Annotated in this window: 21 protein-coding genes; 11 read left to right on the forward strand and 10 right to left on the reverse strand. The window is 45.7% G+C overall.

The genetic code is table 11. The annotated features are described in order from the left end of the window. Window positions 1-4: 4 nt before the first annotated feature. Entirely contained in the window at window positions 5-1399 is a 1395-nt protein-coding gene (locus BTR1S_RS15100; RefSeq protein WP_236836329.1) for an amino acid permease, read from the reverse strand. Window positions 1400-1639: 240 nt separating this feature from the next. Then, window positions 1640-2842 (reverse strand): ornithine--oxo-acid transaminase, encoded by a 1203-nt coding sequence (locus tag BTR1S_RS15105; RefSeq protein WP_006638644.1) that lies wholly within the window; start codon window positions 2840-2842, stop codon window positions 1640-1642. 231 nt (window positions 2843-3073) lie between these two features. Here BTR1S_RS15105 and BTR1S_RS15110 point away from each other — a divergent pair, with 231 nt between their 5' ends. The 4 genes from BTR1S_RS15110 (at window position 3074) to BTR1S_RS15125 (ending at window position 6868) form a co-directional block, all read left to right on the forward strand. After that, the gene (locus BTR1S_RS15110; RefSeq protein WP_006638643.1) at window positions 3074-4483 is read left to right on the forward strand and encodes a sigma-54 interaction domain-containing protein; all 1410 of its coding nucleotides are present in this window, start codon (window positions 3074-3076) and stop codon (window positions 4481-4483) included. 132 nt (window positions 4484-4615) lie between these two features. Further along, a complete protein-coding gene (gene tcyA, locus BTR1S_RS15115; RefSeq protein ID WP_006638642.1) occupies window positions 4616-5422 on the forward strand; it encodes a cystine ABC transporter substrate-binding lipoprotein TcyA in 807 nt (268 codons plus the stop codon). Then, a complete protein-coding gene (locus tag BTR1S_RS15120) occupies window positions 5409-6110 on the forward strand; it encodes an amino acid ABC transporter permease (protein WP_029418926.1) in 702 nt (233 codons plus the stop codon). The genes tcyA and BTR1S_RS15120 overlap by 14 nt, the downstream gene beginning before the upstream one ends. A gap of 14 nt (window positions 6111-6124) precedes the next feature. After that, the gene (locus tag BTR1S_RS15125) at window positions 6125-6868 is read left to right on the forward strand and encodes an amino acid ABC transporter ATP-binding protein (RefSeq protein ID WP_006638640.1); all 744 of its coding nucleotides are present in this window, start codon (window positions 6125-6127) and stop codon (window positions 6866-6868) included. Between the two features lie 37 nt (window positions 6869-6905). Here the strand turns inward: BTR1S_RS15125 and BTR1S_RS15130 are convergent, their stop codons facing one another. The 3 genes from BTR1S_RS15130 to BTR1S_RS15140 form a co-directional block, all read right to left on the reverse strand. Beyond that, window positions 6906-8627 carry a methyl-accepting chemotaxis protein gene (locus tag BTR1S_RS15130; protein WP_006638639.1) on the reverse strand — a complete coding sequence of 574 codons (1722 nt, stop codon included), beginning with the start codon at window positions 8625-8627 and terminating at the stop codon, window positions 6906-6908. Between the two features lie 15 nt (window positions 8628-8642). Beyond that, the gene (locus tag BTR1S_RS15135; protein ID WP_029418925.1) at window positions 8643-10307 is read right to left on the reverse strand and encodes a pyridoxal phosphate-dependent decarboxylase family protein; all 1665 of its coding nucleotides are present in this window, start codon (window positions 10305-10307) and stop codon (window positions 8643-8645) included. Window positions 10308-10641: 334 nt separating this feature from the next. Next, complete coding sequence (locus BTR1S_RS15140) at window positions 10642-11499, reverse strand: LysR family transcriptional regulator (protein WP_006638637.1); 858 nt, start codon at window positions 11497-11499, stop codon at window positions 10642-10644. Window positions 11500-11624: 125 nt separating this feature from the next. On the opposite strand from BTR1S_RS15140, the gene BTR1S_RS15145 reads away from it, so the two are divergent. The 5 genes from BTR1S_RS15145 (at window position 11625) to BTR1S_RS15165 (ending at window position 16603) form a co-directional block, all read left to right on the forward strand. Next, window positions 11625-12743 carry a Gfo/Idh/MocA family protein gene (locus BTR1S_RS15145; RefSeq protein ID WP_006638636.1) on the forward strand — a complete coding sequence of 373 codons (1119 nt, stop codon included), beginning with the start codon at window positions 11625-11627 and terminating at the stop codon, window positions 12741-12743. 145 nt (window positions 12744-12888) lie between these two features. After that, complete coding sequence (locus tag BTR1S_RS15150) at window positions 12889-13551, forward strand: YczE/YyaS/YitT family protein (RefSeq protein WP_006638635.1); 663 nt, start codon at window positions 12889-12891, stop codon at window positions 13549-13551. 399 nt (window positions 13552-13950) lie between these two features. Then, entirely contained in the window at window positions 13951-14922 is a 972-nt protein-coding gene (locus BTR1S_RS15155; protein ID WP_029418924.1) for a hypothetical protein, read from the forward strand. Continuing rightward, window positions 14852-16183 (forward strand): MFS transporter, encoded by a 1332-nt coding sequence (locus tag BTR1S_RS15160; protein WP_081723735.1) that lies wholly within the window; start codon window positions 14852-14854, stop codon window positions 16181-16183. The genes BTR1S_RS15155 and BTR1S_RS15160 overlap by 71 nt, the downstream gene beginning before the upstream one ends. Before the next feature lie 18 nt (window positions 16184-16201). After that, on the forward strand, window positions 16202-16603 hold the full coding sequence (locus BTR1S_RS15165; RefSeq protein WP_006638632.1) for a hypothetical protein: 402 nt from the start codon (window positions 16202-16204) through the stop codon (window positions 16601-16603). 136 nt (window positions 16604-16739) lie between these two features. Here BTR1S_RS15165 and BTR1S_RS22100 read toward each other — a convergent pair whose 3' ends face one another. The 4 genes from BTR1S_RS22100 to BTR1S_RS15175 all read right to left on the reverse strand — a co-directional run bounded on the left by BTR1S_RS22100 (window position 16740) and on the right by BTR1S_RS15175 (window position 18610). Continuing rightward, window positions 16740-16898, reverse strand: coding sequence for a YrzI family small protein (locus BTR1S_RS22100; RefSeq protein WP_081723734.1), 159 nt, complete (start codon window positions 16896-16898; stop codon window positions 16740-16742). 20 nt (window positions 16899-16918) lie between these two features. Beyond that, window positions 16919-17404 (reverse strand): GyrI-like domain-containing protein, encoded by a 486-nt coding sequence (locus tag BTR1S_RS23365; protein ID WP_255265721.1) that lies wholly within the window; start codon window positions 17402-17404, stop codon window positions 16919-16921. A 63-nt stretch (window positions 17405-17467) separates the two neighbouring features. Continuing rightward, a complete protein-coding gene (locus BTR1S_RS23635) occupies window positions 17468-17689 on the reverse strand; it encodes a helix-turn-helix domain-containing protein (protein WP_309521056.1) in 222 nt (73 codons plus the stop codon). Window positions 17690-17857: 168 nt separating this feature from the next. Beyond that, window positions 17858-18610: an alpha/beta hydrolase gene (locus BTR1S_RS15175; RefSeq protein ID WP_006638629.1), complete on the reverse strand. Its 753-nt coding sequence runs from the start codon at window positions 18608-18610 to the stop codon at window positions 17858-17860. Window positions 18611-18716: 106 nt separating this feature from the next. Between BTR1S_RS15175 and BTR1S_RS15180 the strand changes: the two genes are divergently transcribed. Beyond that, window positions 18717-19388, forward strand: coding sequence for a 4'-phosphopantetheinyl transferase family protein (locus BTR1S_RS15180; protein ID WP_029418923.1), 672 nt, complete (start codon window positions 18717-18719; stop codon window positions 19386-19388). A 40-nt stretch (window positions 19389-19428) separates the two neighbouring features. Here the strand turns inward: BTR1S_RS15180 and BTR1S_RS15185 are convergent, their stop codons facing one another. Further along, entirely contained in the window at window positions 19429-20778 is a 1350-nt protein-coding gene (locus tag BTR1S_RS15185) for an aminotransferase-like domain-containing protein (RefSeq protein ID WP_029418922.1), read from the reverse strand. Between the two features lie 112 nt (window positions 20779-20890). Between BTR1S_RS15185 and BTR1S_RS15190 the strand changes: the two genes are divergently transcribed. Then, window positions 20891-21838: a DMT family transporter gene (locus tag BTR1S_RS15190; protein WP_051056692.1), complete on the forward strand. Its 948-nt coding sequence runs from the start codon at window positions 20891-20893 to the stop codon at window positions 21836-21838. Window positions 21839-21850 lie beyond the last annotated feature (12 nt).

Genomic DNA, 21850 nt, shown 5'->3' on the forward strand with positions numbered 1-21850 from the left:
CACCTCATTGTTGATTTTGTTTTGGGTAGATCATGACGTTTTCCTGTTTTTGCTGCGCATCCATGCGTTTCTTTCTATAAAACAAATGATAGACAAAATAGCAGCCTGCCATAAATAAAATCCCGCAGTATAATGCCATCCTCTGCTCTGAATCAAAGGCTAAGCTGACCAGCACGGTGCTGTTTAAAATAAACCCGGCAAGCGGCAAAAACGGATAGAAAGGCGTTTTGAATTTCAGATCTTCCACCTTTCCGCCTTCTTGCACATACCGTCTGCGGAACAACAGCTGCGACAGCGTGATCGTGATCCAGCCGACCTGCGCGCTCAAACCGGCAAGCGACAGCAGCCAGATATATAAGGTTTCTGCGGCGACAACGCTTGAAACAAGAGACAGTCCCGCAAAGCCCAAGGTGATCCAAAGCGCGTTCATCGGGATGCCCCGATGATTGACCCTGCTTAAAGCAGAAGCGGCCATCCCTTCTTTCGCCAATGAATACAGCATCCTCGTCGATGCGTATAAACCCGAATTCGCAACCGACAGCAACGCGATCAAAATGACGAAATTCATCAAATCGGCGGCATAAGGAATCCCAATCTGTTCAAACACGATGACAAACGGACTTTCGACGACTCCTGCTTTTTCCCACGGAATCAACCCGGCAAGCACGAATACGGACAAGCCGAAAAACACGAGCGTCCGCCATACGGTTTGCTTAATGGAACGCGGCACCGTCTTTTCGGGGTTTTCGCTCTCCCCTGCCGCAATCCCGATCAGCTCGGTTCCCTGGAAAGCAAAGTTGACGGTAATCATCGTAATGAAGATGGCGCCGATCCCGTTTGGAAAGATGCCGTCACCCACCAAATTGGAGAAAAACGGTGCAGGCTGCCCTCCTTTCATGTCAATCAAGCCGAACATCGCACCTCCGCCAAGAATAATGAACAGAAGAATAACGATGATTTTAATGCCGGACAGCCAAAATTCGGATTCTCCAAAAGCTTTTGCAGACAGCGCATTCAGCATAAAAAGCAGCCCCCCGAAAACAAGGCACCATATCCAGACATCGACATGGGGAAACCACCTTTTCATCAGCTGCCCGGCGGACAAAAATTCCAAAGCGACAGTCACCGACCAGCCGAGCCAGTAGATCCATCCGACGGCAAAACCAGTCGCGGGTCCGATAAACTTTGTCGCATATGTCTGAAATGATCCTGACACCGGCATGGCCACCGCAAGCTCTCCAAGACAGAGCATCGTAAAATACATAATCATCCCGCCCGCCAAATAGGAGAGAATCGCTCCGATGGGCCCCGCCTCATTGATGGTATATCCTGTACCCAGGAAAAAACCCGTCCCGATCACCCCGCCGAGCGAGATCATAAATAAATGCCTTGACTTCATCGTCCTTTTCAATGTATATTGCTGATCTTGTTCACGATTCAAACATTCCACACCCCTTCTGATTCATTTCTCCCTGTTTTTTAGCACCCTTTGTCAGACATCAAAACTGTCCTTGCATATGACAAAATAACTATTTTTTCAATCTTCTGAACATTTTCCTTATATTTCAATTTTTGACAAACTTCGCAAAACAGCGAAAAAAACAGGCTGAACAACCCCTTTATTGTTCAGCCGTTCCCCTTACTTCGACAAAACACGGGTAATCTTTTCAATGGCCCAGTCGAGATCCTCTCTAGAGATCACCAAAGGAGGCGCAAAACGAATGACCGTCTCATGCGTCTCTTTGCACAGCAGCCCTTCTTCTTTCAATTGTTCACAATACGGACGCGCTGCTTCGGTAAGCTCCACTCCGATAAAAAGGCCTCTTCCGCGGACTTCCTTAATCTTAGGATGGTCGATTTGCGAAAGCTTTTCTTTAAAATAAGCCCCAAGCTCCAAAGAGCGTTCGGCAAGCCGCTCATCTTCCAAAACCTCAAGGGCGGCGATGGATACGGCGCATGCCAGCGGATTTCCGCCGAAGGTCGACCCGTGAGAGCCTGGATTAAACACGCCCAGTACATCACGGTTTGCTGCAATGCATGAAATCGGAAATACGCCGCCTCCAAGCGCTTTACCCAAAATGTACATATCAGGATCGACTTCCTCCCAGTCGCAGGCAAACATCTTGCCCGTACGCCCCAGTCCGGACTGTATTTCGTCGGCGATGAACAAGACATTGTTTTCCTTGCAAATCTCAGCGGCCTGTTTTAAAAAGCCTTCAGGCGGAATGACGATTCCGGCTTCCCCTTGTATCGGCTCGAGCAAGAAAGCCGCGGTGTTTGGCGTGATCGCCTTTTTCAGCGCTTCCAAATCTCCGTACGGAATCAGCTTGATGCCCGGAAGCATCGGCCCAAAGCCGCGCTTATATTCTTCTTCTGATGAAAGGGACACGGCCAGCATTGTCCGCCCGTGAAAGTTTCCTTCACATGCGATGATTTCCGCTTGATTGTCGGCTACGCCTTTGACATCGTAAGCCCAGCGCCGCGCCGCTTTGATTGCGGATTCAACCGCTTCGGCCCCGGTATTCATTGGGAGCACCATGTTTTTTCCAGTCAATGCTGCAACCTTTTCATAAAAAGGACCGAGCCGGTCATTGTGGAAAGCTCTTGACGTCAAGGTGATTTTATCGGCCTGGTCTTTCAGCGCCTGAATGATCTTCGGATGTCTGTGCCCTTGGTTGACGGCGGAATAGGCGCTCAGCATATCCATATATCGATTTCCTTCAGGGTCTTTTACCCATGCCCCTTCAGCCTCTGAAATAACGATCGGCAGAGGATGATAGTTGTTTGCACCGTATTGTGCTGTTTGCTGCATAATTTCTTCGGACTTAGATAAAACAGTCATTATGATTCCTCCTTCTTGTTATAGGACAACAGCCAGATGTCATTTTTTCTGTCTCGCTCTTCTTAATTGCAAGTTTCATGCCAAGCGACAAATTACCGGAAATTCAGGCAATTCGCGCAACTCATATGCCAATTTTTTTGCACTTTTACATCGTATATGCATGAAAATTTTGCACCCCGGAACATTCTTCGCTTAAAATAAAAGCAGATTGGGACAAAGGGGGATATTCATATGCTGATGGATCTTGAACTCCTGCAGCTTATTTTTCAGCGAATCATCAATGAAATTGATATCGGCCTGCACATCGTCGATGAAAACGGCACATCGGTCGTATACAACAATAAAATGAAGCAGATTGAAGGAATGGATGTGGAGGATGTGCTCGGCAAAAACCTTCTCGATGTGTTTACATTTGCAGAGCATGACAGTACGCTCCTCCAGGCTCTTCAATACGGCAAAACGATCAAAAACGTGAAGCAGACGTACTTTAATAACAAGGGCCAGGAAATCACAACCGTCAATCATACGTTTCCCATATTGAAAAACGGGAACATTAAAGGTGCGATCGAGATCGCAAAAGATGTCACAAAGCTGGAGCGGCTGATCAGAGATAATATGAATAAAACGGAAAATGCAAAGTATACGTTTGACAGCCTGATCGGGGACAGCCCGGCGTTCAGGGAGGTGTGCGAACACGCAAAACGGGCGACCCGCACCTCTTCATCGATTCTCATCGTCGGAGACACCGGAACCGGAAAAGAGCTGTTTGCCCAAAGTATACATAATGGAAGCCAAAGATCAACAGGGCCATTTGTCTCACAAAACTGCGCCGCTCTCCCCGAAAGCCTTGTCGAAGGCCTTCTGTTCGGAACGACGAAAGGAGCCTTTACAGGCGCTGTCGACCGTCCCGGCCTTTTTGAACAGGCAAATGGCGGTACACTGCTGCTTGATGAAATCAATTCACTGGATTTAAATTTGCAGGCCAAACTTTTGCGTGCCATCCAGGAGAAAACGATTCGGCGGATCGGCGCTTCCAAAGACACGCCGATCGACGTCAGAATCATTGCGACGATGAACGAAGATCCCGTCGATGCCATCAGCGCCCAGCGGCTTCGCAAAGATTTGTATTACAGGCTGAGCGTCGTCACCTTGTTCATTCCTCCATTAAAAGATCGAAAAGAAGATATCCTGCCTCTCGCACTCCATTTTATCGATAAATACAATGCGCTGTTTCAAATGGAGGTCAAAGGCATGGAGGATGAAGTCAGCGAATTTCTGCTTTCTTATGATTGGCCTGGGAACGTCAGGGAGCTTGAACATTTGATCGAAGGCGCGCTGAATATGATGTCATATGAAGAAACCATCGATCTTACACACCTTCCCTTTCAATACCGGACAAAATCACAGACAAAAGACCGGCTGCAAAAACACTACGGCTATGAATTTTTTGCAACGCTGCCTTCCGGTTCCGCTCCCCCTTTAAAGGAACAGATTGAGAATGCCGAGAAATATTTTATTCAAAAAACGATCAAAAAATGCGACAACAACATATCAAAGGCGGCAAAAACACTGGGGATCAGCAGGCAGAGCCTTCAATACCGCTTAAAAAAATGGGGAATCCGGCCGGATCAAGAACGGTGATCACCTTCAAACGCTTTTCATCACTAAAAACGAATTTCTTGACTCATACTAAAAAAAGTTTATGCTTTACTTTTGGAAGGCCCTTAAGTAAAATCATATCAAATAAATCCAATCAGAAAAGTGGGGAATAAAATGAAAAAAGCAATATTCGCAGCGCTCATGACACTATTGATCGCCGTAACAGCGGCTTGCGGAGCCACAGGTGATAATGCTAAGGATCAAAACACAGGGGGCGGCAAAAACCTTTGGTCTCAGGTGAAAGATAAAGGTGTACTAACAATCGGTACGGAAGGAACGTATGAACCTTTCACGTTCCATGATAAAAAAACCGACAAACTGACCGGATATGATGTAGAAGTCATGCAGGAAGTCGCAAAACGGCTCGGCTTGAAAGCTGAGTTTAAAGAAACGCAGTGGGATAGTATGTTTGCCGGCCTGAACTCAAAACGTTTTGATGTCATCGCCAACCAGGTTGGTAAAAAAGGCCGTGAAGACAAATACGAATTTTCCGATCCATATACGACTTCCCAGGCTGTCGTCGTTACAAAAAGCGGCAGCGAATTGAAAGCTGAGAACGATGTCAAAGGAAAAACAGCGGCACAGTCATTGACGAGCAACTATAACGATCTGGCGCAAAAAGCCGGCGCGAAAATCGAAGGCGTTGAGGGCATGGCCCAGGCTTTCCAGCTGATTCAGCAGGGCCGTGTTGATCTTACTTATAATGACAAGCTCGCGGTGCTCAACTATTTGAAAACATCAGGCAACAAAAATTTGAAAATCGCTTTTGAAACAGGCGATCCGCAAACAACACATTTCACATTCCGAAAAGGAAGCGGCGAGCTGGTTGATAAAGTGAATGGTGCGCTGAAAGAAATGAAAGAGGATGGTACGCTGTCTAAAATCGCGCAGAAATGGTTTGGCGAAGATGTTTCTAAATAATATGCAGGCGGCCATCGGAACAGCCATCCCGTGGGATCTTGTCCGGGAGTCGTTTTGGCCGATTTTTTTAAGGGGAATCTACTACTCGATTCCCCTTGCCATTCTCTCTTTTATATTCGGAATGATCATCGCGCTCATTACGGCGCTGGCGAGAATGTCAAAATCTCGGATTTTAAAAGCGATTTTCAGCATATATGTCTCAGCGATCCGCGGAACGCCGCTGCTCGTTCAGCTGTTTATCATCTTTTACTTGTTTCCGGCGTTTCAAGTGACGATCGATCCTTTTCCAAGCGCTGTCATCGCGTTTTCTCTTAATGTCGGCGCCTATGCGTCAGAAATTATCCGCGCTTCCATCCTGTCGGTTCCAAAAGGGCAGTGGGAAGCCGCTTATTCGATCGGGATGACCCAGAAAACGGCGCTCTCACGAGTCATTTTGCCTCAGGCTGTGCGCGTTTCGATTCCGCCATTATCAAATACATTTATCAGTTTGATTAAAGACACATCTCTCGCATCACAAATTTTGGTTGCCGAATTATTCCGGAAAGCCCAGGAAATCGGCGCTGCCAATCTTGATCAGATTTTAATTATCTATATAGAAGCCGCATTTATCTACTGGATCATCTGCTTTGTTCTTGCGCTCGTTCAGCAGCAGATCGAACGGCGCTTAGACCGGTATGTGTCCAAATAAGGAGGGATATCTCAATGCTTGCGATAAAAGGGCTGAATAAATCTTTTGGCGAAAACGAAATCTTAAAAAAGATTGATTTGAATATCGAAAAAGGGAAAGTAATCGCCATTTTAGGGCCTTCCGGTTCGGGAAAAACGACGCTGCTTCGCTGCCTGAACGCGCTTGAAATTCCAAACCGCGGAATCCTTTCATTTGACGACTTTACAATCGACTTTTCAAAAAAACATAAGCAGGCCGACCTGCTTCGACTGCGGAGAAAGTCGGGAATGGTGTTTCAAGCCTATCACCTGTTTCCACACCGCACCGCGCTTGAAAATGTGATGGAAGGGCCGGTAAAAGTGCAAAAACGCGACAAAGCGGAAGTCAAAAAAGAAGCGATTCAGCTTTTAAAAAAAGTCGGCCTCGAGGAAAAAATGGACCTCTATCCGTTTCAGCTTTCAGGCGGACAGCAGCAGCGCGTCGGCATCGCCCGCGCCCTAGCCATCAAACCTGAGCTGATGCTGTTTGATGAGCCCACATCCGCCCTTGACCCTGAGCTGGTCGGAGAGGTGCTGAAGGTGATGAAAGATCTGGCAAACGAAGGCTGGACAATGGTCGTCGTCACCCATGAGATCAAATTCGCGCAGGATGTCGCGGATGAAGTCGTGTTTATCGACGGAGGCGTGATCGTTGAACAGGGACCGCCGGAGCAAATCTTTTCGGCGCCAAAAGAAGAGCGGACAAAACAGTTTTTAAACCGGATTTTGAACCCGGTGTAAGCAAAACAGCCTGATCTTAGATCAGGCTGTTGCTGTTTTATTCGGCTAATTTAAACCGGGACGCCGCTTCTTTCAATTCTTCAGACAGCGAGGACAGCTGCTCAATGGCTGAAGCGATCTCTTGCATGCCGGCGCTTTGCTGCTCGGCTGCGGCGGCCACTTCTTCAGAGCCTGCCGCCTGCTCCTCGGTAACGGCAGATATCTGCTCCATGGCAGAAGAAATGTTCTGATAGGATTCTTTCACTTTTAACAGAGATTGCAGCAATTGATCCGTTCTCTCGGCAAATTGAGAAATCCCTTGAAAGATGCCTGAAAAATTCTCATATGTTCCATTAATTAAAATCTGGCCTTTATCGACCGCTTCACTGCCTTCATGAATGCGCTCCATGACAAGACGGCTGCTCTCCTGCGTTCCCGCTACAAGCTGTGAAACGGATAATGCGGCTTCTGCCGAGCGCTCGGACAGCTTTCTGACTTCCCCGGCGACAACCGCGAAGCCTTGTCCTTCTTCACCGACCCGCGCAGCTTCAATCGAGGCGTTCAGCGCCAGTAAATTCGTCTGTTCGGCAATTGAAGAAATCATTCCAATGACTTTTTCGATTTCCTCTGTATGGTTGTGCATGTCTTGGGCCGCTTGCTTTGACTCTTCCATAACGTTTTTGATTGTATTGGTTTGCTGCAAAGTTTCTTCCACAAGCTCCTGCCCTGTCTTGGAATCTTTGCTGACACCTTCTGCAACCTGCTTCATCTCGTTCACCTTGTCGGTCACGTGTGAGATCTGCTTATCGATTTCAGCTGCGGATGTATGACAATCCGTAACAGATGAGACGACTTCATTGATTCCCTCGCTCATGCTGTTCATCGATTCCGCCACCTGCGCCGCGCTCTCACTTGACTCGGAAGATACATTTTTCAGCTGAAGGCTCGTGTTTGACACCTCTTGCGAAGAGGCGGATATGTGCCCGATCAAACGTCTTAAATTATCGCTCATCCGCTCAAAAGAGGCCGCTAATTTGCCGACTTCATCGCTGCTTTTGACGGACACTTCGGCAGATAGGTCACCGTCGGCGATTTTTTCCGACGCCTTCATCAACTGTCTGATCGGCTTGGCAATATACGTGCCGAGGAAATAGGCCATCAGCATTCCGATCAGTATGACAAACAGCGAGATCCCCAGCGTATACCATTGCGCTTTTTCAGCTGTTTTTGGGATCACGGAAGCATCAAGGTCAATGCCCAATATACCGGTCTGCTCCCCGGAATCGTCCGTAAGCGGCAGAAAAATCGATTGATGAATCCCGTATTTGTCTTGATATACGTCGCTTACCATCGTTTTATTGTCGGCTATCGCCTTTTTCATATCGGATGAAAAAGCATACGCCGTCCCGAAATCATTCTCTGTATCAGATAAAGCGATGATTCGTTCTTTGCCGCCTTGGTTGGAAAGAATATAAATATTTTCGAGCTTGTTTTTCTTTTTCAGCTCATCAAGGGCTTTTCTCGTCTCCTGGTACAAATCGCTGTCAGCGGATGTAATGTTCAGCTTATTGCCTTCAATGCGGTTAATCTGGCTTTCTGCAAGATGGATATCTGTATAAAGCCGGTTTTCAAACTGCTGTTTTAATTGCTCTGACAAATCTTTGCTGATCACGTTGAAAATAGCTGAAAAGCATGCAATCGTAATGATCAGGACCAAAGCGACGCCGAGCATGATTTTGACTGAAATGTGCCCTGTTAACTTTTTCTTTAGCTTGTTCATCATCCATATCCCCTTTTACTTCATCACCGTGACAGTTTCAAACTGCCGGCAGACATCCTCGATGTTTTCTTTTAAGTAGTCGATGATTTGCGGTACATGCTCAGGCAATGTATAAGGAGAAATCACGAAAAATTTGCTGACGTACAGCGGAATCTCAGCACCTTCACGCGTTCCCGCCAACAGGTGCTTTTTCGTATCTCCGAAAAACATCTTGTCCCGATTCGCACCCAGCTTCTCGAATAGCTTCTCATTCAAACGGTTGTTTCTTTCAAGCTCTTGAACGGTGCATTGTCCCGATATTTCATCGGCAAATCTCGGCGCTCCTTCAGGATAAATCCGAAACAGCGTAGACATGCCGTGGTTATCAGGATTCATAATGTCCGCCTGCGGTATGCGGCGGATGAGCTGTTCACGAAAATGAAGATTCACTTCAAGGAACTGGCCGAGCAGTTTTTGATACCCTTCGCGCCCAAATGCCATCAGCGCGCTGTACATGCTGATGGAGCTGGCCATCCGTGAACATTCCAACGTATAGCCTGTATGATAGTCGCCGTAGCCGCGGTGGCCGACATAAGGCGTCTCCTCAGGATCAAGGTCGATCCGTTTCAGATCATTTGCTTTTTTGACAAGGAACAGGCTTGTGACATAAGGCGTCTGGCCCAGCTTCTGAAAATCAAAGCAAAGCGAGTCGGCTTCATGCAAGTGCTGCATTTTATCCTTGATCGCCTTGATCATGCCAAGGACGCCCGGACTGAAGGATAAAGCGTTCTCATCCACATCATAATCATTGAAAAAAGCAAAAAATCCGCCCAGAGCAGAATCTGCATGAATATGCGGAACAGGCAGATCAAAATCACCGGCTATTTCCTCAGCGGCTGACCGTACGGCCCGGACATCATCGATCCCGATCGCATCCGTCGTTCCCGTCGTGGCGACGATATAAACCGGAATACCGCCATTTTCGCAAACTTCTCTCATTTTTTTCCGCAAATCGTCCGTGTCCATGGAGTGATCAAGGTGCGTTTTGACTTTGATCAGGCGGTCGCTGCCAAGACCCGTCGCCTCCATTGACTTATACAGGCTGTAATGAGCCGCTTCTGAACAGAAGGCATAGAAGTTTCCGGGAACTCCTTCCTTAAGAGCCGAAGGCGACATTTTCGCAATCGCGATCCGCAGCCCCGTGTAAACCGCGCCTTGTCCGCCCCAAGTCGTATAGCCGCCGCTTGTCTCGGCATCATAGCCCGCCAGCTTCGACATCATCGCGGTGACCTTCACTTCAGCCTCCGCACCGGCCGGCCCGTACACATCCCATAAATTATTGCCATTGACCATAAAGGCGGTGAGCATGCCTAAAATTCCCGGAATGCTGGCCATCGGAAGAATATTGGTAAAAAAGTATTTTGTATGGTACGGATGGCTGTGCAAAAGCTTCAGCAGCTCTTCATTGACATCTTCCATCGGACGTCCTGAAACGGGAATTTTGCTTTCGGAAATCAATTTTTCATAAAAAAGGCCTTCCCTGTTCTTTTCCCCCTTGAGGTTGACCTGATCCGGATGTTTTAAATCGTCGACTCCGCGGATCAGCTGCTCGATCAGAGATAAAAATTCGCTTCTCTTCGCTGCATTTCCGTCTTCGCTCGGAAACCATTTCTGTACATCTGATGTCTTGCTTTGCTGCATGTTTCTCTCTCCTGACTGTATTTATGTTGATTTTCAAAAAAAATATCTCACTCGCCATATCGGGCAATATACCTAAATTTTTAGGATTTCGAGCCAATTTTCGTGAAAATGTTTTATTTTTGCGGTTTTTGCGGTAATGTAAAAAACTTCTTAACGTGTTGTTAAGAAGCTTATGTGAAATTATGCTTAAAAACCTGTTCCATTGACCTATAAAAAGAAGCTTCAGATTGAGGAGCGTAAACACGGGACAGAGACGGATGCAAACATACCGGCTAAAAAACAAAATACAGCACCATGAATCTCCATTCTTTTTCAGTTTGAAAAATCTCAGTTTCTAGTCATTGTACATAAGCGACTGGCTCAGCTCTCTAAACTGCTTTTCGATCGGTGTCAGCTGATGATGCAAACGGGTGATCATATACGTATTGACGTATCGATATGAAGGCGGCGCCTCCAAATACGGTCCGGTCTTAAAGCGTTTTGCGACTCTTTTGGAAACGAGGGAAATGCCCATGCCGATTGAAGCAAGCTGAACGAGCGTCTGGATGTCGCCGACCTCGATCGTTTCGCCGCGGGTTATGTTCATGTCTGCGAACATATTGTTCAAGATCGAGAGGTACAAACATTTATCTGAAAGGATAAGGACGCTTTTGCCTTCTATATACTCTTCCAATCTCGTGTTTTCTCCAATCCCTTCTCCGATGATAACCATTTCCTCCACACCCAATTGTTCGTAATGGATGTTCTTGTTGCCCATTGATCCGATCGCATGCGCAATATCAATATTTCCCAGAAGAAGCTGTTCCTCGATATATTCCGTTGATCCTGTTTTCAGCGTCACCGATAAGTTCGGATGCATTTGATAAAGCGTGCTTAATGAACCCGCCAATTGCCTTCCGCCGACCGATATCATCGTGCCGATCCGGAGTACCGGATCATATTTTTTCATTTTATTTTCTGTTTCTTCCCATAGAAGCAGCATTTTTTTAAACTGCTGATAGAGAACCTCGCCTTCTTTAGTTAATTGAACACCCTTTGAGCTTCTGATGAGCAATTCTTGACCGTAATGGGCTTCAATTTTTTTCATCTTGGCCGTCATATTTGATTGCAGATGATTGAGCTTGACCGCGGCAGCCGATATGCTGTTCAGCTCCGCAACGGAAACAAACGCCTTCATGTTTTCGATATCCACCGATTTTCGCCTCCCATCAAAAAAAGTGATATCAGCATCATACATTAACATTTTTCATGATCATGATGTCTCATTATACTTGAATTACATTTAATTGCCACATCACGGCATTGGAGGGAACATTCATGAATCATCATGTAATCAAAACGGGTATTATCGGCGGCTCTATGAATAATCAGTGGGCCAGCCGGGCCCATATACCGGCTCTTACAGAGCATCCGGATTTTCAAATCACGGCGATCGGAACATCCAACATGGAGTCTGCCAAAAAAAGCGCGGCGGCTGTCGGCGCGCCGCTCGCTTTTGCGGATATCCAGGCATTGGCTGAATCAAAAGATGTCGATTTAGTCGTCGTCAGCGTAAAGGTTCCGTTCCATTATGAAGCTTCCATCGCGGCGATCGAGGCGCACAAGCATGTGTATTGCGAATGGCCGCTTGCGATTGACACAAAACAAGCGAAGAAGCTGGCGGAATTGGCGGAGAAAGCGGGCATCCATCATGCCGTAGGCCTGCAGGCAAGGCAATCCCCTGAAATCAACTACTTGAAGCAGGCGGTGCAAAAAGGCGAGATCGGAAAGGTGCTGTCCTGCACCATGCATGTCGCTACTCAGGGAAAAGGCGGGATAACCGATGAGAAAAGCAGCTATCTGTTATATCAAGAAAACGGCGCCGACTTGCTGGCAATCAACGGCGGACATTCTCTTGATGCGCTATGCTATATCCTTGGCGGCTTTAAAGAGCTTTCCGCTTTGACGAATATCAATTATCCGGAAGCCATTGTACAGGAATCCGGTGAACGGATTCACAAAAACACCGCTGATCAAATATTAATAAACGGAACCCTTACAAGCGGCGCATCAGCTTCCGTTCATATTCAAGGGGGCGTTTATCCGGCATTTCGTTTAGACATACAAGGAGAGAAAGGCGCTTTCCGCCTGTCACAGCAGCGTTCTGCCGGACATGTGCAATTCGGCCGGCTTACGCTTGAAAAACTGTCCTATTCCGACAGCTCGGCTCTATTCACAGATGCTGAAGAAATCCGCTGGGAAAGCGTAAGACAGTCATCGGAAAAAGACGCGCATCCGGCGGGCTACGTCAAAAAAGCGTTTCATGTGCTGGCGGGAGATATTGTTGAAAACAAACGGGACATTCCCGACTTTCACGACGCGGTGAAGCTGCACATGCTGTTGGATGCGGTTCGCGAGTCGGCTGAGACAGGACGTAAAATCGTTATCGCACAATGATCGGAAGGGCTTCATCTTGCCGGCGCAACGGTTCATTCCTCTAAAACGCTTGTTCCACGGCATTCAGTGAATAATTCCTATTCTGCTCCGCATCTGATTATGATACAATAACACTCGATTGTGTTTTGGAAAGAGGGGAATCCATTTGAAGCGAGAACTTGTTCTGCGCTGGCTTTTTTATTTTGTCGGATTGCTTGTATTGTCTTTTGGGGTTTCTCTAACGATTGAAGGCAAAGTGCTCGGCATCGGTCCGTGGGACGCGTTCCATTACGGGCTGTTTGAGCTTTTGGGGCTGTCAGTCGGCCAATGGGCGATTATTGTCGGAGCGGTTATCGTAGGCTTGACATCGCTGTTTACAAAAGCTTGGCCGAAAATCGGCGCCGTATTGAACATGCTGCTGATCGGTATTTTTATAGATTTCTTTAATTATATTCTTCCTGATCCGAAAACGCTTGCCTCAGCGACCGCCGTTTTTCTGTTAGGGGTGGTTTTCATCGGCTACGGCGTCGGCATTTATGTGTCGGCCAATCTTGGCGCGGGTCCCCGCGACTCCCTGATGCTTTTGATTTCCGAGAAAACGGGCTGGAATGTGCAATGGGTCCGCAACGGAATGGAGCTGACGATATTGTTTATCGGCTGGCTTCTCGGCGGTCCGATCGGCATCGGAACCGTATTAACCGCGATCATGACAGGCGCGATTTTGCGCTTTTCGCTGCCGCAGTCCAAGCGGCTCCTTGCATACGCCGTATCAGGACGCCGGGTGGAAGCGGTCCGGCCTGTTCAGTTTTCATTGAAGAAAAACGGATGAAATATATCATCCGTTTTTTTAGTGCTTTCAGGTTAAATATTCAAAATATTATAAAATTTTTTATTGACTCATTTATTGGAATTAATGTATTATTTATACATATTAACAAAGCAAGCTATTTTTATGATTGTCATCGGAGATATCACCTACATATTTCATGTTCTCTATATACATTAAGTCATACTTAATGTATTGAGAAATAAAAATTTTGTTGGGGAGGAGGTATAGAAATGAGTATTCAAAATAAGGTGAAAAAGCTTACACAGCGCCTAGATCACATGGTTCCTGATAATACACCCGTTAAAAAACCTGCTAAATAAGTAAATGACCCTTAAATGGAGAATCCTAGACTGTAAAGTTAGGATTCTCTATATAAAATGAGTAAGGAGATGGTCAAAAATGTCCATACCCGGTTTGGTTCATTTTAAAATTCCTAAAGGTTCATTCTTTGATATACAAAAAAATGAATGTAAGGAAAAAAAGGAGTACCTTTCCCATTTGCATTTAACAGCTGAACTGACTGGAATTCCTCATCCTGATCAACACTTATCATCGATTGATGGAGAAAAATTAAAAGTTGGCAATGATACATTTTTCATGATTACAAAACTGCCTGAGATGATATGGAACAAGCTTCCTATAACTTCACATGAGATTCTGCAAGCTACAAAGGAACAAAAAGAACTGCTTTCTATGGCACTTCATCATTTGAAGAGAAATTATTCTAGAGCTTATCAGTTGATAAAAGAATTTGTCAGATCCATAGTATGGGTCAGGATACGGAAGAATTTTGTCGATAAAGACACTCAAATAACATCAGCTTCCTTTCCGATTATGCCGCTTTGTATATACATATCTGATAAAGCTACATTTCATATTCCGCCAAATAGTCTAAGCACAATACAATCCTTCCGATTTTTAGCAGAAAACCTATACCACGAAGCTGTACACCAAGTCATCAACATGAACTTACTGCTTTGTGATATTTTCAATGAAAATTACGACAGCAAAACATCAGCTAAAATAGAAATACCTTGGAGAAATACGCAAGCTATTCGCAATCAATATTGGGAATTAGATCGAGTTTTTCATGCAGCCATTGTATACAGTCAAATGCTGAAGCTTCGCATCTCTGAATTACATGAAAGCAGTCTTCATCATGAAGAGCGTAAAATTTTTGAGGAAGCGGCAGCTTCAGGATTGCAATCGGCACAACATTTAAGTGAATCACTATTAAGTCATAAAGATTCTTTTACTTCTGTTGGCATTAAACTGATCGAAGAATTGGCAAACGACATTCATGATACCGCCAAAAAATGGAATCACATTCAGTCTTTTCATTTATCGGATCAGGAGGGAGTCAATAATTAAAACGAATAGTAAAATTGAACCTCAGCAGTCTGTCATTACAAAAAAACATTCGCTAAATCATTATTTTTATTTATTATGGTCAAGCCAAACGATAGAATCTTTCGGAAGACAGATTACCATTATCGCATTGCCTTTAATTGCAATAAATCATTTAAGCTCAGGTAATTTTGCCGTGAGCCTGATCAGTTTTCTTTCTTTTCTTCCAAATTTGTTGCTCGGTTTTCATGCAGGTGCATTAGTTGACCGAATGAATAGGAAACGAGTCATGTTGTTTTGCCAATCGATGAACGCATGTCTTTTATTGATTATTCCGATCAGTTATCTGCGTGGATTTTTATCCATAGAAGTGGTTCTGGCAGTTGCTTTTCTAACCGGATGCTGTTCTATTTTTTATCAAATTTCGTATTCATCTTACCTGCCGGAAATTGTCCCCTCTCAATCTTTACTGAATGGAAATGCAAAACTGGAAGTCACCAATGGTGCAGCTCAAGTCGCAGGACCTGGAATTGGAGGATATATCATTCAATTGTTAACAGCTCCGATCGCTGTTTTTCTAGATGCAGTCAGTTTTATCATTTCTTTTATCCTAACGCTTTTTTTACCTGAAAGCAGAGTAAAAAAAAGAGATCCTTCAAATAGGCAAAGCGTCTGGAAAGACATTGGAGAGGGCATTGCATTTACCTTTCAACACCAGATATTGCGTCCCATATTGATCAGTTATAGTTTAAGCGTTTTATTTATCGGATTGTATCAATCCATTTCAGTCATATATATGACTCGATCACTAAATTTTTCCGCAAGCGATATTGGCGTCATTTTAGGTCTTGGAAACGCCGGCTTTCTTGTAGGCGCTCTGATAAGCAGAAAATTGGCCGAAAAGCTCGGAGTCGGTCGTGTGATTGTGGGTTCGTTGGGGCTGTTGGCCGTCGGTTTTTTAATTATCGGCAGTGTACCAAACAACCAATACACACTATATTTGCTCCTTCTTGGACAGTTTTTATTAAGTATGGGAGTCCCTATATATAATGTGAATTTGGTGAGTTTACGCCAAGCGATTACACCCGGACATCTTTTGGGGCGAGTCAATTCAGTATCAAAAGTATTCGGACGAGGTTTAGTTCCCGTCGGCGCGGTTATAGGAGGTATTCTCGCTACAACAATTGAGGTTCGTTATGCCGTCATTGCGGCAGGGATAGGCGGAATACTATCCATTCTGCCTGCCTTATTTTCAGAAGTCATCAACATGAAAACGATTGATTAGAAAAGGAGAATCGATGATATGGAAAAAGAATGTATCGTTAAAAAATTCAGCAAAGAAGATTACATTCCAAAATTTGAAGAAGATTTTGAAGAAGTTTGCCGACATTTACAAGCCCATAGCCAAAGGCTTTTTGAATTATTGCCGGATATCTCACTTTCCCCTGATGAAAGGCTTGAAAGGCTGGCACGCGTAATACCGACCAGTATTTTAAAAAGCGCCAATCATAAAACGGCAAGAGAAAAACTAAACGGTTTACGACACAGGCTTGATGAATTAATTCCTGATCAAAACATGAGCTATTATGATAAGATCGAGTACCTTGTTAACATCGCAGATGAAATGGTGCCCGGACAAATGAAAATGTATGAAAAATTAGAAAAAATAGGTGACAAACGCTGGTCTGATATCGGCCGTTCATAGAACCATAAAGAGCAGCATTAGGTATAGCTTGTAGAGAAAACACTACTTTCTCTACAAGCTTCCCTCACTTAATCGTTTAGAAATATGAAATATCAAAAACAAACCTTTGACAGACTTATGCCCTTCATCCACATCATCATTTGTATATCCTGGCCGCCACCTCAATCCCGGATCTATAAAGATACCTTAACCATCGATCTCTCATCTCATTGTATATTTCCTCAATCTCGTATTCTTCCGGATTTTTACTTTTTTCGCGGATGGTCAATGTGATAAAGAATAAATCAATCGTCATAGCGCAAGTATCATATATGTTTAGCGTTTCTTTACAATCGGAATCCAAATCTGCGTGACATAGTCGTCAGCCGAGATATTTCCGCCTGCCCGATAGGCTTCAAATTCTGGAGCGTCTGCATGCTCATAACCTGTAGCCGGAAACCATTCCGAGAAAATTCGCTCCCATGTTGCTTGAACGGTTGGATTCACGGGACCTACGGCATCGAACACGGCCCATGTTGATGCGGGGACTTCTTTCACGATACAGCTCTCAGGGAGGTTTTCGGCCGTTTTTTCGATGCCGATAACATAGGTGAATGTGCCGTCCCGCTCATCAAAATCCATGCAGACGCCCAGAAAGCCGAGCGGTCCGGCAAATGGTTTCAATGAGCCGGTAAAGCCGTTGTGGTTTACCTCTTTCCAGAAAGCCGGAATCTCCACTTTGTTTTGCGCCTTGTCCATAGTCGTCTGAATCGCTTTGCCGGCGATCTGAAAGGCTTCTTTTTCAACAATTTTGCATTTCATATCCTCTGCTCCTTTGATTTGAATTTGAAAGGAAAGACGGGGAAATGCCTTGAGCATCCGGCCTCATACACGGGCCTGCGAAAGGCTCATGCCGTGAAGGTTGCTGAACGCTTTTGAAAACGATTCAGGGGTGTGGCAGCCGTACTTCAACGCAATATCAACGACTTTTGCATCTGTTGCGGCGAGTTTCTGGGCCGCGACTGTCAGCCTTCGTTTGCGGATATAGTCGGCCTGCTGCCCGTCAGCATGTAGAACATGCGCTGAAAATGAAATTTTGAACAGCAGGCGATTTTCGCTGTATCTTCATGCTGCAGATCCTGGTCCAGATTTCGATAAAGTCGATGCTTTCAGCCAAACGTTTCAGGATATCCATTTTTTCTCCTTTCGGCTTCTACCTTACCAGTCCGGTTCGACGATTTCCTGTCATTCTGTGCACTTCTGTGACAGGGAAAGTCAGCTGCCTGCAAACAGCCATTTGACCGCTTCGGGAAAACGTTTCGTAAACCGCTCAAGCCGGTGGGCTCCACCTTCATCAATGACAAATTTGAGATCTTCCGGCGACACTCCGTTTTCAATTAAAATACGGAAGGCTTCCTTCGTTCTTGGAATCATTTCTTTCTGAAGATTTTCGCGGTCAGTGCCTTCCGTGCTCCCCACATCCATATAGATGCGCAGATTGGCATTTTCAAAGGATTGTGAGCGCATATATTCGGTTATACCTTGAAACCAGAAAGAACCTGACAGACTTCCGATCTTGCCGAAGGTTTCAGGGTGCAGACAGGCTGTATACATCGAAATGAGCCCGCCGAACGACTTCCCGATGATCCCGGTGTTTTCGCGGCTCCCATCTGTAGGGTAGCTCCGGTCGATAAATGGCTTGAGCTGCTTGGCCAAAAATGCGGCGTAAAGAGCCCCGTTTCCGCCATATATATGATCTGTTTTCTTTACATGAGGCTGCCGAAAAGGGGTATATTCGTTTTCCCTGTCCGCTGAAGCCACGCCGATCAAGATTAATTCAGGCATTTCTCCGCGCTCGCAGAAATGTTCAATTCTTTCTAAACTATCGCTGAACCCGGGATCAAACAGATCCCCCCTGTCATGAACATAAAGCGCGGGATAGCGTTTTCGGCCGCTTTGATATGAAGGGGGCAGATAGATGAAAAGCTCCCTTCCGGAAAACATGTCGTTGATCAGTGTGCCATTCATGATTTTTAGCTCCTTCCGTTTTGGTTCAAGAGACGCGGGTCTATCTTTCACACTCCCTGTTTGCTACAATCAATATAGACTACATATCGTAAAGAGGTTGCATGTGATGAAGATTTACGCCGTTTATATGAATCAGCTGCCAAAGCCCGATCAGTTTGAACGAATGATGGCCATCGTACCTGAGGAGAAGCGGGAAAAAGTAAACAGATACAGATATCCGGAAGACGCCAATCGGACGCTGATCGGAGACGTTCTGGCGAGAAGTATCATCAGGGAAACTTTCGGTTTGCCGTATGACCGCATTACATTCACTGCCGGACGATATGGGAAGCCGTCTGCCGAAGGCCTTCCCGATTTTCATTTCAATATTTCCCACTCTGGTTCTTGGATCGTATGCGCAGCCGGCGATTGTCCGGTTGGAGTGGATGTAGAAAAAATCAAACCGGTCAATTTTGACATCGCAGAACGGTTTTTTTCACCTGAAGAGCACCGCGACCTGATGGCAAAAAGCGAATCTGAACGCCTATCCTATTTCTATCATTTATGGACGATGAAAGAAAGCTTTGTCAAACAGGCGGGAAAAGGGCTGTCACTGCCGCTTGATTCGTTTACCGTCAAGCTCGCAGAAGACGGCCGTGTCTCACTCAAAACGCCTCCGAACTATCCGCCTTGCTATATAAAAACATATGAGCTTGATCCCGATTACAAAATGGCGGTCTGTTCCGCCGCTCCCGATTTTCCCGAGGAAATTGTGATCAAAGGGTATGATGACCTGTAAAGGCCGTGACAGATTCACGGCCTTTTTTTAAGTCCGCTCCTTAATAATAGGATGTTTCGATCGCTTGCTGCAGCCGCTTGATTCCGCGCCGGATGTCTTCCTCCTTTACATTGGTGGTGTTGATTTTTAATAGATTTCTTTTTTGAAATCCGGGTAAATAATGGGCGTCCACCGGTTCCAAAAGGATGTCGCGCTTTTTTAAGCTTTTTATGATGCGGGACGCCGGGAGTTTGCGGTCCAATACAAGATGGGTATGAACACATGGCTGATCAGGAGGATGAAACTCAACAAGACCTCCCGATGATTCGGACAGCTCCTTTAGCAGTGCGTGCAGCAGGCGCGACCTTTTTTCATAGGAAGAACGGATTTTTTGTTTATGCCTTTCAAACATCCCGCTTTTCAAATAGATTTCCAAAGCGGCCTGCGACAGCATCGAACTGTCGATATCAGTGAGTCGTTTGTATTGGTTGAACACCTCTGTCAATGAGTCCGGCAGCACGGCAACACCGACGCGCAGACCGGGAAAAATGATTTTAGAAAAACTTTTCAGATAAATAACCCGTGAAGAAACATCATATGCATATAACGGATCAGCCTTTTTATTTCCTTCCAAATCTCCTAAAAAATCATCCTCGACAATATAAACGCCGTACATTTCGGCAAGCCGGACGATGCTCTTTTTTTCTTTTTCAGAATAAGAGCTTCCAAGGGGATTGTGAAACCTTGGCATCGTGTAAAAAAATTTAATGTCTTCCGTCCGAAAAAGCCGCTCCAATTTCTCGACATCGATTCCCTGCGACGTTCGTTCAATTCCGATCACCGGAAGCTGATGAACTTCGAGATATTTGAGCAATAAATGATAAGTCGGCTGTTCGATCAATATGTTCCGCTTCTGATTGGGAAAGGGAATCGAGGCCAGCAGAGCCAAAGCCTGCTGGACGCCTGACGTGATAAAAATATTGTTTTCGCCGGCGAATACCTGGCTATTCGCCAGCTCTTTTTGAATGACGGCTACTAGAGATGGAAGCCCTTTGGGCGTTCCATAGATAAATAAATCATTTTTATACGTATCGATCGCTTTGTTGATGCAATGCTGAAAATCGATGTATGGAAAAACATCCGGGTCAGGAGCGGATGCGGCGAAATCAATCACCGTCCTTTCCCTGTTCTGCTGCCTGTTTGTTTTTTTGACGACGTAATAGCCGCTTTTCGGCACTGAATAGATGATATGCCGTTTTTCCAGTTCGCCCAGCGCCCGAATCACCGTGCTTTTGCTGACGCGAAAGTTCTCTGCAAGCGTGCGGATGGACGGCAGCCTGTCACCTTCTTGAAACGAACGGCCTTCGATCAGCGCCTCCAGTTCATTCATCAGCCCGACGTATTTTTGCATGTTCTGCTCCTTTATCCAAAATCTGTATCGGTACAGATCTGCTTTTTTTGTATTGTATCAAACTTTGCTTCCATATAAGATGACAAAAGCCGGCAAATCAAAAACGTATTGCATGCATACGCTATGGAGATGGTCATTTTTGCACAAAACTGCTTATCTTGCAGCTGTCTTGTACGCTTTTATAATTGGGTTTTCATTTTTCTTTGTGAAATTGGCGCTTACAGCGGCGGGTCCGCTTGATATACTCGCACACCGCTTTACAATCGCCTTCTGCGCTGCGCTCGTGCCTCTTTTATGCGGATGGGTTAAAATCGCGATCCGCCCGAAGGATGTGCTGTTTATGCTGCCGCTGGCTTTATTTTATCCGGTGATGTTTTTTGCTTTTCAAGCCTTTGGACTGGTCTATACATCTTCTTCGGAAGCAGGCATCATTCAAGCCTCGATCCCGATTTTGACGATGATGTTGGCCTCCTATGTTTTAAAGGAACGCTTCAGCAAACGGCAGTTCTTTTTCACCGTATTATCAGCGGCGGGCGTGGCTTGCATTTTCTTGATGAAAAGCGCAAACATTGAAGCCGCCAATCTAAAGGGAGCCGCACTGATTTTGCTGTCGGCTCTTTCTTCGGCGGGCTACAGTGTATTGGCCAGAAAGATGACCAGGACATTCGGCTCACTGGAATTAACGTATGTCATTACAGCCGCGGGCTTCCTCTTTTTCAATGGAATCGCCGTCTTCGGCCATGCGGCGGACGGGACGCTTACCGGATTCTTCGCTCCTTATGCTCACCCGGTCTTTGTCCTGGCGATTGTTTATTTGGGCGTGTTGTCATCATTTGCGACATCCTTTTTGTCAAACTACGCTTTATCGAAAATTGAAGCCGCGAAAATGAGCATGTTTAATCATTTGGCAACATTGGTGACGATTTTGGCGGGGATTGCATTTTTGGGGGAAACGCTTGAATGGTTTCATCTCATCGGTTCCATCATGATCATTGCCGGAATCGCCGGCGCTGCTGGAGAAAAAAAACTTCCTCAACTGAAAAAGCGGAAAATCGGCTGACAGGCGCCGATT

The sequence above is a fragment of the Bacillus sonorensis NBRC 101234 = KCTC 13918 genome (assembly GCF_001592005.1).
In the GTDB taxonomy this organism is placed as follows: domain Bacteria; phylum Bacillota; class Bacilli; order Bacillales; family Bacillaceae; genus Bacillus; species Bacillus sonorensis.